This is a genomic window from Streptomyces sp. NPDC107654, from assembly GCF_055639035.1.
This window is the reverse complement of the sequence record NZ_JBVKBI010000042.1, coordinates 25620-36675: the sequence shown is the minus strand read 5'-3', so window position 1 is coordinate 36675 and position 11056 is coordinate 25620. Positions and strand designations below refer to the sequence as shown.

The window sequence follows — 11056 nt, the reverse complement described above, 5'->3', positions numbered from 1 at the left end:
TTCATAGTGTTTCGGTGGTCATAGCGTGAGGGAAACGCCCGGTTACATTCCGAACCCGGAAGCTAAGCCTCACAGCGCCGATGGTACTGCAGGGGTGACCCTGTGGGAGAGTAGGACGCCGCCGAACTCCTTTTGAAGCTCCGGCTCTTGGGCACTGCCCAGGGGCCGGAGCTTTTTTGCGTTGAGGTAGGGTCAGGGAGCATTGTTCTCTCGTTTCGCACAGGAGGCCCCCGGGTGGAGGTCCAGGAGACCCGTGTCCAGACAGACCGGGTCCTCACCATCCCCAACATCCTCAGCATGGCGCGGCTCGTCGGCGTACCCGTCTTCCTGTGGTTGATCCTCAGGCCGGAGTTCGGCGGCCCGAAGAGCGATGGCTGGGCCCTCCTCGTGCTCGCGTTCAGCGGCGTCAGCGACTACCTGGACGGCAAGCTCGCCCGGCGCTGGAACCAGATCAGCAGCCTCGGCCGGCTGCTCGACCCCGCCGCGGACCGGCTCTACGTCCTCTCCACGCTGCTCGGGCTGACCTGGCGGGAGATCCTCCCGCTCTGGCTCACCGCCCTCCTGCTGGCCCGGGAGCTCGTTCTCCTGGTCATGGTGGGCATCCTCCGCCGGCACGGCTATCCGCCGCCGCAGGTGAACTTCCTGGGCAAGGCCGCCACGTTCAACCTCATGTACGCCTTCCCGCTCCTGCTCCTCAGCGACGGAAACGGATGGATCGCGTCACTCGCCGCAGTTTTCGGGTGGGCTTTCGCCGGATGGGGTACAACCCTCTATTGGTGGGCAGGAGTGCTCTACGTGGTACAAGTCCGCCGTCTGGTGCGCGTGGACGCCATGGCTGATTGAGCCCGTCTCTTGTCTGGACAAAGTCGTCCGATGGCCCGCCGCCGTGAAATGCGGGACACTTTGGACGGGTGAAGTCGGCTAGACAGTCATCTCTTTAGGAGGACGCTTCCGACATGAAGGCCGTCGTGATGGCCGGTGGCGAGGGCACACGCCTTCGCCCAATGACCTCCAGCATGCCCAAGCCGCTCCTGCCCGTGGCCAATCGGCCGATCATGGAGCATGTGCTGCGACTGCTCAAAAAGCACGGGCTCAACGAGACCGTGGTCACCGTGCAGTTCCTGGCGTCCCTTGTGAAGAACTACTTCGGCGACGGTGAAGAGCTCGGCATGGAGCTCACCTACGCCAACGAGGAGAAGCCACTCGGTACCGCCGGAAGCGTCAAGAACGCCGAGGAGGCGTTGAAGGACGACGCCTTCCTCGTCATCTCCGGCGACGCCCTGACCGACTTCGACCTCACCGAGCTGATCAATTTCCACAAGGAGAAGGGCGCGATGGTCACGGTCTGCCTGACCCGCGTGCCCAACCCGCTGGAGTTCGGCATCACCATCGTCGACGAGGAAGGCAAGGTCGAGCGCTTCCTGGAGAAGCCGACCTGGGGGCAGGTCTTCTCCGACACGGTGAACACGGGCATCTACGTCATGGAGCCCGAGGTCTTCAACTACGTCGAGGCCGACGTGCCCGTCGACTGGTCCGGCGATGTCTTCCCGCAGTTGATGAAGGAGGGCAAGCCGATCTACGGCTATGTCGCCGAGGGCTACTGGGAGGACGTCGGCACGCACGAGAGCTATGTGAAGGCCCAGGCGGACGTCCTCGAAGGCAAGGTCAACGTCGACATCGACGGCTTCGAGATCTCTCCGGGCGTGTGGGTGGCCGAAGGGGCCGAGGTGCACCCGGACGCCGTGCTGCGCGGGCCGCTGTACATCGGCGACTACGCGAAGGTCGAGGCCGGCGCCGAGATCCGGGAGCACACCGTCGTCGGCTCCAACGTCGTCGTCAAGAGCGGTGCCTTCCTGCACAAGGCCGTCGTGCACGACAACGTGTACATCGGACAGCACAGCAATCTGCGCGGCTGCGTCGTCGGCAAGAACACCGACATCATGCGGGCCGCCCGGATCGAGGACGGCGCGGTCATCGGTGACGAGTGCCTGATCGGTGAGGAATCGATCGTTCAGGGCAATGTCCGCGTGTACCCGTTCAAGACCATCGAGGCCGGTGCCTTCGTCAACACCTCGGTGATCTGGGAGTCGCGGGGGCAGGCGCACCTGTTCGGCGCTCGGGGCGTGTCGGGCATCCTGAACGTGGAGATCACACCGGAGCTGGCCGTACGGCTCGCGGGCGCCTACGCGACGACCCTGAAGAAGGGCTCCACGGTCACCACGGCCCGCGACCACTCCCGGGGTGCCCGGGCGCTCAAGCGGGCCGTGATCTCCGCACTCCAGGCCAGCGCCATCGACGTACGCGACCTGGAGAACGTGCCACTGCCCGTGGCCCGGCAGCAGACCGCGCGGGGAAGCGCCGGCGGCATCATGATCCGGACCTCGCCCGGTGTCCCGGACTCGGTCGACATCATGTTCTTCGACGGACAGGGCGCGGACCTCTCCCAGGGCAGCCAGCGCAAGCTGGACCGCGTGTTCGCCCGCCAGGAGTACCGGAGGGCGTTCCCCGGGGAGATCGGTGACCTGTACTTCCCGTCGAGCGTCTTCGACTCGTACACCGGTTCGCTGCTGCGGAACGTCGACACGACCGGGATAGCCGAGTCGGGGCTCAAGGTGGTCGTCGACGCCTCGAACGGCAGTGCCGGACTCGTGCTGCCCAGCCTGCTCGGCAAGCTCGGTGTGGACTCGCTGACCATCAACCCCGGTCTGGACGAGTCCCGGCCCACCGAGACGGCCGAGATGCGGCGGAAGGGGCTGGTGCGGCTCGGGGAGATCGTGGCGTCCTCGGGTGCCGCGTTCGGAGTGCGGTTCGACCCGGTCGGCGAGCGGCTGTCGCTCGTGGACGAGAAGGGCCGGATCATCGAGGACGACCGTGCGCTGCTGGTCATGCTGGACCTGGTGGCCGCCGAGCGGCGCAGCGGGCGGGTGGCGCTGCCGGTCACCACGACCCGGATCGCCGAGCAGGTGGCCGCGTACCACGGCACCCAGGTCGAGTGGACCACCACCTCACCCGACGACCTCACGCGCGTGGGGCGCGAGGAGGGCACCATCTTCGGTGGTGACGGCAAGGGCGGGTTCATCGTCCCCGAGTTCAGCGGCGTCTACGACGGCACGGCCGCCTTCGTACGCCTCATCGGCCTGGTGGCGCGGACGCAGCTCACGCTGAGCCAGATCGATGCCCGGATCCCGCGGGCGCACGTCCTCAAGCGGGACCTGGCGACGCCGTGGGCCGTCAAGGGTCTGGTGATGCGACGGGTGGTCGAGGCCGCTGGGGATCGCTTTGTCGACACGACCGACGGTGTGCGGGTCGTGGAGACCGACGGGCGCTGGGTGATGGTGCTGCCCGACCCGGCCGAGGCGGTCACGCATCTGTGGGCCGAGGGGCCCGACGACGCCTCCGCGCAGGCGCTGCTGGACGAGTGGGCGGCAGTCGTGGACAGCGCCGGCCGGTAACTTTGGGCGGCTGAGAACGGCAAAAGCCGCTGCACGCGCGCGTGCCGGACACGCGTCCCTCGGGGGGCCTGTCCGGCACGCCGGTGGGGCCGTTCGGAGGTACTGCTCGCGACATGCGACGATGTGCGGCATGCCGCAGCAACCCCCCGTTCGGAGCAGCCCGTCGCGGGCACAGCGCCCGGACGCCTCCATGTCGTTGATCACCAACGTCATGGACCACAGTCTCGACGACGGGTACGCCGAGGCCGCAGCCCGCAAGGAGTCCCAGGGCGAGGGTGGCCTGCCGAAGACGCTCCGGGCCAAGCTGGGCCTGGCGGCCGGTCTCGTCCTCGCGGCGCTGGTGGTGACGCTGGGGGCGGCGCAGGCGCGTGTGGCGGCGCCCGTCGTGGCCAAGGAGCGCCAGGAGCTGATCGACCGTGTCGACAAGGAGACCGCGGACGCGGACGAGCTGGAGGAAACGGTCGACTCACTGCGCGACGACGTCAGCGCGCGTCAGCGGGCGGCCCTGCGGTCGAGCGGTGGCGGTTCCGAGGCGGACCTGGTCGGCCTGCTCTCGGGTGCCACGGCGGTGCACGGGCCCGGAGTCAGGCTCGTCGTGAACGACGCCAAGGAGGCGAGCGGCGGCGGGGACGGTTCCAACCCCAGGGAGACGTCGGGCTTCTCCGACACCGGCCGGGTGCGGGACCGCGACATGCAGCGCGTGGTCAACGGACTGTGGGCCTCCGGGGCGGAGGCGATCTCCGTCAACGGGCAGCGGCTGACCGCCCTGTCCGCGATCAGGGCCGCGGGTGACGCGATACTGGTCGACAACAGGCCGCTGGTGCCGCCGTACACGGTGCTGGCGGTGGGGGACGGGCAGAGGTTGAGCACCAGGTTCCAGGACAGCGCCGACGGCCTGTACCTGCACGCCCTGGAAGAGAACTACGGCATCCGCGCCACCATCTCCACGGAGGGGGACGTCCGGCTGCCCGCCGCTCCCAGTGTGATCGTACGTACAGCACAGCCGAAGTCGGAGAAGACCGGGAAGGGCACATCGTGATCGCCGTACTGGGCCTCGTCGTGGGAGTCGTGGCCGGCCTGTTGGTCCGGCCCGAGGTTCCGGCGGTCGTCGAGCCTTATCTGCCGATCGCCGTCGTCGCGGCGCTGGACGCCGTCTTCGGCGGTCTGCGGGCCATGCTGGACGGCATCTTCGACGACAAGGTCTTCGTGGTGTCGTTCCTGTCGAACGTGGTCGTCGCCGCCCTCATCGTGTTCCTCGGCGACAAGTTGGGCGTGGGCGCGCAGCTGTCCACGGGCGTCGTCGTGGTCCTCGGTATCCGTATCTTCTCCAACGCCGCGGCGATCCGGCGGCACGTGTTCCGGGCGTGACACCGATGAATGAGCAGAACGACCGCAAGAACGACGGCGCCGACCACGACCACGGTGCCGACCGCAACGACGGCGCCGACCGTGATGCGCAGCAGGAGAACCGGCTGCGCAGGGAGCTGCCGGCCGAGGTGCCCGCGCCCGCGCCCGCGGCCGGGCGGCAGTCGGCCGAGGAGCAGCCCCAGCAGTCGCTGACGGGACGGCAGCGGCTCGTCAAGGGGCTGTGGCCGCCGCGTTTCACCCGTGCCCAACTCATCGTCGCGCTGCTCCTGTTCGGCCTCGGCTTCGGCCTCGCCGTACAGGTGGCGTCCAACAGTGACACCGACAGCGCGCTGCGCGGCGCGCGTCAGGAAGATCTTGTACGCATCCTCGATGAACTGGATGCGCGTACTCAGCGTCTTGAGGACGAGAAGCAGGGACTCGAAAAGCAGCGTCAGGAGCTGCAGACCAGCTCCGACCAGGCCGCCGAGGCGCGCCGGCAGACCGCCGAGAAGAAGAGGCAACTCGGCATCCTCGCGGGCACCGTGGCGGCGCAGGGTCCCGGCATCACGATGACGATCGAGGACACGAAGGGGACGGTCCAGGCGGACATGCTGCTCGACGCGATCCAGGAGTTGCGCGCGGCCGGCGCGGAGGCGATCCAGGTCAACGGGGTCCGGGTGGTCGCCGGCACCTACTTCACCGACTCCGGCAGGAGTGTGAGCGTCGACGGGAACAAGATCAACGCTCCCTATCGTTTCCAGGTCATCGGCAAGCCGCAGGACCTCGAACCGGCGCTGAACATCCCTGGAGGCGTGGTGCAGACCCTGGAGAAGGAGCAGGCCACGGTGACCGTGGAGCAGTCGGACAAGATCGTCGTGGACGCCTTGCGACAGGCGAAGCGGCCTGACTACGCTCGGTCGTCCTCCCAGTGAACGGGTGGTGCATGCGGGTCGTCCGGCAGGGGCATGAGGTTGCGGGGGGTCGGCGCACCGAAGAGGTGGTGCGTGGTGGAAACTGTTTGGCGGATACGGACGTTGTGAGAATGTCCGGCTCGGCCGGTGTAGGCAATCAGGGTTCGTCCTGCCCCACGGGCGGGTCTGTTTCGGTCAAGGGGAATCGCCCGTGAAGTTGTTTGCGAAGTTGTTCGGCAAGAGCGCGCGAGAGGGCAGGGACAACGCGACCGCCCGGCATCGCGCACAGCCTGACGCGGAGGGCCAGCGCCCGCTGTTCCGGGACCAGGTCGCTGGTCCGGCCGGTGACATTTCCGGAGGTCAGGGCGCGGCGTCAGTTGACCCTGCCCAGTCCGGCGGCATAGGTTTCGGGCAACCGTCAACCTCAGGTACGGGTGGAGGGTTTGCCTCCGGCCCGTACGCGTCCAATGCCCCGGCGGGGCAGCCGCGGCAGGAGGATCCGTCGATGTCGGTCCTGGTGTGTACGAGGTGCGGTAACCGGAATGCGGAGAACGCCCGGTTCTGCTCCCACTGCGGGGCGCCGTTGCGCCCCGGGGTGGCGCCCGAGCGGGCCTCCGAGACGACGTCCACCATCTCGATCTCCGGCCTGGAGGCGTACGACTCCGAGGCCACCGGCCAGACGCCGCTGCCGATGCTCTCCCCGGAGGCGCAGGCCGCGGTGGACGCGCTGCCGCTGGGATCGGCGCTGCTGGTGGTGCGTCGCGGTCCGAACTCGGGCAGCCGCTTCCTGCTGGACAGCGACCTCACGACGGCCGGCCGTCACCCGCAGAGCGACATCTTCCTGGACGACGTGACGGTCTCCCGGCGGCACGTGGAGTTCCGGCGTTCCCCCGACGGCTCCTTCACGGTGGCCGACGTGGGCAGCCTGAACGGCACGTACGTCAACCGGGAGCGCATCGACCAGGTCGCTCTGTCGAACGGTGACGAGGTGCAGATCGGCAAGTACCGGCTGGTGTTCTACGCGAGCCGGCAGGGCATCTGACCCACCCCCGGACTGACGTCCGGGGGAACCCTCCAGGGAAGGTCCATGCTTCAAACACCGAGCGGCGGTGCCGGAAGCGGTACCGCCGCCAGGGACAGTGGGCTGATGAGCATCGGCACGGTGCTGAACGTGCTGCGCGACGAGTTCCCCGAAGTCACCATCTCCAAGATCCGTTTCCTGGAGTCGGAGGGCCTCATCGAGCCGCAGCGGACCCCGTCGGGGTACCGCAAGTTCAGCCCCGGCGACGTCCAGCGCCTCGCTCACGTCCTGCGGATGCAGCGGGACCACTACCTGCCGCTCAAGGTGATCCGGGAGCACCTGGACGCCATGGAGCGCGGTGAGGCCGTGGCGCTGCCCGTGGTCGGGCGCCAGCGCACCGGGGACGACATGCCGGTGCCCGTGGAGGGTCCCACCGTGGCCAGGGTCGGCCGGGCGGAGCTGCTGGCCGCGGCGGACATCGACGAGGCGGACCTGAAGGAGTGGGAGTCCTACGGGCTCCTCGCTCCCCTGGAGGACGGGGCGTACGACGCCGAGGCCGTGACCGTGGCCTCGCTCATCGCCGAGCTGGGCCGGTTCGGGATCGAACCGCGTCACCTCCGGGTGATGAAGGCCGCCGCCGACCGTGAGGCGGGGCTGGTCGACCAGGTGGTGGCCCCGCTCAGGCGCCACCGCAACCCGCAGACCAGGGCGCACGCCGAGGCCCGTACGAGGGAGCTGGCGGCCCTCACGGTGAATCTGCACGCGGCCCTGGTGCAGACCGCTCTGGGCGTGCGGCTGCCCTGACGGCGGAGGGCCCCGGAGAGGCCGGATCGGGCACCTGTTCCCGGCCCGACTACCCAAACGTCCCGGGCACGGCCTAGGGTTGCTGTGTGAACGAGCTCGATGTCGTAGGTGTCCGGGTCGAAATGCCCTCCAACCAGCCGATCGTGCTCCTGCGCGAAGTGGGGGGCGACCGTTACCTCCCCATCTGGATCGGACCGGGGGAGGCGACGGCGATCGCCTTCGCCCAGCAGGGCATGGCCCCCGCGCGGCCGCTGACCCACGACCTGTTCAAGGACGTGCTGGAGGCCGTCGGCCAGGAGCTGACCGAAGTGCGCATCACCGATCTGCGGGAAGGCGTCTTCTACGCGGAGCTGGTGTTCGCCAGCGGGGTCGAGGTCAGTGCCCGCCCCTCCGATGCCATAGCGCTGGCTCTGCGCACCGGAACGCCGATCTACGGCAGCGACACGGTGCTGGACGACGCGGGCATCGCCATCCCGGACGAGCAGGAGGACGAGGTGGAGAAGTTCCGCGAGTTCCTCGACCAGATCTCGCCCGAGGACTTCGGCACCAGCAGCCAGTGAGACCGGGGCCCACCCCGTCGGCTCCGGGCTTCCGCCGGGGCGGGTGCCTCGCGCGGCCCGCGCACCGGCAATTGCCGCCGGCCAGTGAGAGCGTCCTCCGGGACCCCGTCAGGGCATTCGGCTAGCCTTTCCCCGCGGTGGGACACGGGAAACCACTCCTAGGGTGATTATCACTCGGCGTGCCGAGTGTGGCGATCGTTGACGCACCCCTGGTGACTGCCTACCGTCGAGAAGGCAGGTCAAGGACGGAGGTCGGCGTGAGAACCAGCGGCGACGGTACGGCTGGGGGTGCCCCCGGACGCAGTTTCGGGGAGAGCGGTCCGTACCCGCCCCCGAGCCCGCGGCCGCGCTCAGGCGGGGTTCACCCCCATCCTGGCAGCGCGGTCGATCACGCTCCGCAGCTGCCGACGGCGGTGCCGAACGGCGGAGGGGTGGCGGCCATGACGTCCGAACAGATCGGTTACCGCGGGCCCACGGCCTGCGCGGCGGCCGGCATCACGTATCGGCAGCTCGACTACTGGGCCCGCACCGGCCTGGTCGAGCCCAGTGTGCGGCCCGCCTACGGATCGGGAACGCAGCGGCTGTACAGCTTCCGGGACGTCGTCGTCCTGAAGATCGTGAAGCGGTTCCTGGACACCGGGGTGTCGCTGCAGAACATCCGCACGGCCGTCCAGCACCTCAGGGAACGCGGTTTCCGTGACCTGGAGCGGATGACCCTGATGAGCGACGGTGCCACCGTGTACGAGTGCACCTCGCCGGACGAGGTCCACGCCCTGCTCCAGGGCGGACAGGGCATCTTCGGGATCGCCGTCGGCGTGGTGTGGGGGGACGTGGAAAGCGCGCTCTCACAGCTGCACGGCGAGCGCATCGACACCGGCGAGACCCTCGTCGGGCAGAACCCCGCGGACGAGCTGGCGCGGCGCCGCAACCGGGCGGTCTGACCGCGGGGCGCCCTGGTCGGGCGCTTCTGCACCACCGCATTGTCAGTGCCGTGGTGCAGCATCGGAGATGTGAGAAACGCGCCCACGATCCTGCATCTCGACATGGATGCCTTCTTCGCCTCGGTGGAGCAGGCGTCCAAGCCGAGCCTGCGCGGGAAGGCGGTCGTGGTGGGCGGGCTCGGACCGCGCGGTGTGGTGGCCACCGCGTCGTACGAGGCACGGGTGTTCGGGGTCCACTCGGCGATGCCGATGGCGCAGGCCCGCCGGCTGGCGCCGAACGCCGCCTATCTGGTGCCGCGCTTCAGTCTGTACCGGGCGATCAGCGAGCAGGTGATGGCGCTGCTGCGGGAGCTGTCACCGCTGGTGGAGCCGCTGAGCCTGGACGAGGCGTTCGTGGACCTGGAGGCCGGGGGAGCGGCCCGGGACGAGGAGTCGGCGCGGCGGGCCGGCGAGAAGCTGCGCGCGGACATCCGGGCGGTCACGGGTCTCACCGGTTCCGTGGGGCTCGCCGCCTCGAAGATGCTGGCGAAGATCGCCTCCGAGCAGGCCAAGCCGGACGGCCTGGTGCTGATCGAGCCGGGCACGGAGCGGGCGCTGCTGGCGCCGATGTCGGTGCGCACCCTGCCGGGGGTCGGGCCGGCCACCGGTGACCATCTGCGCCGAGCGGGGATCACCACGGTGGAGGAGCTGGCGGAGGCCGGCGAGGACGAGCTGGTCCGGCTGCTCGGCAAGGCGCACGGGCACGCGCTGTACGCCATGGCCCTGGCCCGGGACGAGCGGCCCGTGGTGGCCGAGCGGGAGACCAAGTCGGTGTCGGTGGAGGACACGTACGACGTGGACATCCACGACCGGCTGCGGGTGGGCCTGGAGGTGCAGCGGCTGGCCGACCGGTGCGTACGGCGGCTGCGCGAGGCCGGGCTGTCCGGGCGGACCATCGTGCTGAAGGTGCGGCGGTACGACTTCTCGACGCTGACCCGCTCCGAGACGCTCCGAGGGCCTACGGACGACCCCGCGGTGATCCGTGAGGCGGCGGCGCGGCTGCTGGACTCCGTGGACACCACGGGCGGGGTGCGGCTGCTCGGGGTGGGGGTGTCCGGGCTCGCCGACTACACGCAGGAGGACCTGTTCGCGCAGGCCCTGCCCTCGCGGGCCGCCGAGGCGCCGCAGGAGGCCGTCGCCGAGACGGTGGCGGTGCGGGTGGAGACCGTCGAACGGCAGTGGCGGGCCGGGCAGGATGTGCGGCACGCGGAGTTCGGGCACGGGTGGGTGCAGGGGAGCGGGCTGGGACGGGTGACCGTGCGGTTCGAGACACCCCGGTCCGAGCCGGGCCGGGTACGGACGTTCTTCGTGGACGATCCGGCGCTGGAGGGTGCCGATCCGCTGCCGTTGGTCCGCGACGTGGCGGCTCAGGCCTCCTCCGAGCCCGCCAGCTTGCCGAAGTCGTGGTCCGGGACCCTGGGGGGTGAGGCCACGTCGAGGCCGTAGTGGTGGTAGAGCTGGAGTTCCTGCTCGGGGGAGAGGTGGCGGCCGACTCCGAAGTCGGGGGCGTCCTTGATCAGGGCGCGCTCGAAGGGGACGTGCAGGGTGCCGTCGACCAGTTCGCTGGGCTCCAGGGGTACGAAGGCGTCCCGGGAGAACAGGCCGGTGCGTATGGCCGCCCACTCGGGCACACCGGTGGCGTCGTCCAGGTACACCTCGTCGATGGTGCCGATCTTGGTGCCATTGCGGTCGAACGCCTTGCGGCCGATCAGGTTGCGCGGATCGATGTCGGTCTGCACGGTCCCTCTCCCTCCACGTGGTCGCAACTCATCCGTAAGCACAACGAAAGAGCACATTCACGGAGGCGGCCACTCGAAGCCTCCGGCGTTGACCTCGCTGGTACGCTGACAGCGGCTGCTGACCCCGTGCGGGAGAGTCCTCCGACCACGTCGGAGGCGCCGAAGGAGCAACTCCTCCCCGGAATCTCTCAGGCCCACGTACCGCACGGACGAGGTCACTCTGGAAAGCAGGGCGGATGTCG

The 11056-nt window shown here is 69.4% G+C and carries 11 protein-coding genes, 1 rRNA gene and 1 riboswitch; of the genes, 11 read left to right on the top strand and 1 reads right to left on the bottom strand.

Annotation, left to right across the window (positions count from 1 at the left end; all coding sequences use genetic code 11):
* The first annotated feature begins 10 nt into the window (after positions 1–10).
* From rrf to ACZ7N4_RS38090, 11 genes are all read left to right on the top strand, one after another.
* Positions 11–127, top strand: a 5S ribosomal RNA gene (gene rrf, locus ACZ7N4_RS38140).
* 107 nt (positions 128–234) lie between these two features.
* On the top strand, positions 235–843 hold the full coding sequence (locus tag ACZ7N4_RS38135) for a CDP-alcohol phosphatidyltransferase family protein (RefSeq protein WP_471368362.1): 609 nt from the start codon (positions 235–237) through the stop codon (positions 841–843).
* A 113-nt stretch (positions 844–956) separates the two neighbouring features.
* Positions 957–3452, top strand: a complete 2496-nt coding sequence (locus tag ACZ7N4_RS38130) for a sugar phosphate nucleotidyltransferase (protein ID WP_471368359.1) — start codon at positions 957–959, stop codon at positions 3450–3452.
* Positions 3453–3582: 130 nt separating this feature from the next.
* Entirely contained in the window at positions 3583–4491 is a 909-nt protein-coding gene (locus ACZ7N4_RS38125) for a DUF881 domain-containing protein (protein WP_471368357.1), read from the top strand.
* Positions 4488–4820, top strand: a complete 333-nt coding sequence (locus ACZ7N4_RS38120) for a small basic family protein (protein ID WP_003988855.1) — start codon at positions 4488–4490, stop codon at positions 4818–4820. Before ACZ7N4_RS38125 ends, ACZ7N4_RS38120 begins: the two co-directional genes overlap by 4 nt.
* A 5-nt stretch (positions 4821–4825) precedes the next feature.
* Positions 4826–5731, top strand: a complete 906-nt coding sequence (locus ACZ7N4_RS38115) for a DUF881 domain-containing protein (protein WP_471368355.1) — start codon at positions 4826–4828, stop codon at positions 5729–5731.
* 190 nt (positions 5732–5921) lie between these two features.
* A complete protein-coding gene (locus tag ACZ7N4_RS38110) occupies positions 5922–6752 on the top strand; it encodes an FHA domain-containing protein (RefSeq protein WP_471368353.1) in 831 nt (276 codons plus the stop codon).
* A gap of 45 nt (positions 6753–6797) precedes the next feature.
* Positions 6798–7535 carry a transcriptional regulator FtsR gene (ftsR, locus tag ACZ7N4_RS38105; RefSeq protein WP_471368351.1) on the top strand — a complete coding sequence of 246 codons (738 nt, stop codon included), beginning with the start codon at positions 6798–6800 and terminating at the stop codon, positions 7533–7535.
* Positions 7536–7621: 86 nt separating this feature from the next.
* Positions 7622–8095: a bifunctional nuclease family protein gene (locus ACZ7N4_RS38100; protein ID WP_026253112.1), complete on the top strand. Its 474-nt coding sequence runs from the start codon at positions 7622–7624 to the stop codon at positions 8093–8095.
* Between the two features lie 257 nt (positions 8096–8352).
* Positions 8353–9036, top strand: a complete 684-nt coding sequence (locus ACZ7N4_RS38095; protein WP_471368349.1) for a MerR family transcriptional regulator — start codon at positions 8353–8355, stop codon at positions 9034–9036.
* A gap of 69 nt (positions 9037–9105) precedes the next feature.
* Positions 9106–10521 carry a DNA polymerase IV gene (locus tag ACZ7N4_RS38090; protein ID WP_471368347.1) on the top strand — a complete coding sequence of 472 codons (1416 nt, stop codon included), beginning with the start codon at positions 9106–9108 and terminating at the stop codon, positions 10519–10521.
* On the opposite strand, the gene ACZ7N4_RS38085 is transcribed toward ACZ7N4_RS38090, so the two are convergent.
* Positions 10443–10814 (bottom strand): PRC-barrel domain-containing protein, encoded by a 372-nt coding sequence (locus tag ACZ7N4_RS38085; protein WP_471368344.1) that lies wholly within the window; start codon positions 10812–10814, stop codon positions 10443–10445. The two genes, ACZ7N4_RS38090 and ACZ7N4_RS38085, sit on opposite strands and share 79 nt — an antisense overlap.
* Before the next feature lie 119 nt (positions 10815–10933).
* Positions 10934–11028, top strand: a riboswitch (glycine riboswitch).
* Positions 11029–11056: the final 28 nt, after the last annotated feature.

What these genes read in the sequence shown, in the direction of transcription:
- ACZ7N4_RS38130 (WP_471368359.1), top strand. Translation starts at nt 957, where the DNA reads ATGAAGGCCGTCGTGATGGCCGGTGGCGAGGGCACACGCCTTCGCCCA.
- ACZ7N4_RS38115 (WP_471368355.1), top strand. Translation starts at nt 4,826, where the DNA reads ATGAATGAGCAGAACGACCGCAAGAACGACGGCGCCGACCACGACCAC.
- ftsR (WP_471368351.1), top strand. Translation starts at nt 6,798, where the DNA reads ATGCTTCAAACACCGAGCGGCGGTGCCGGAAGCGGTACCGCCGCCAGG.
- ACZ7N4_RS38125 (WP_471368357.1), top strand. Translation starts at nt 3,583, where the DNA reads ATGCCGCAGCAACCCCCCGTTCGGAGCAGCCCGTCGCGGGCACAGCGC.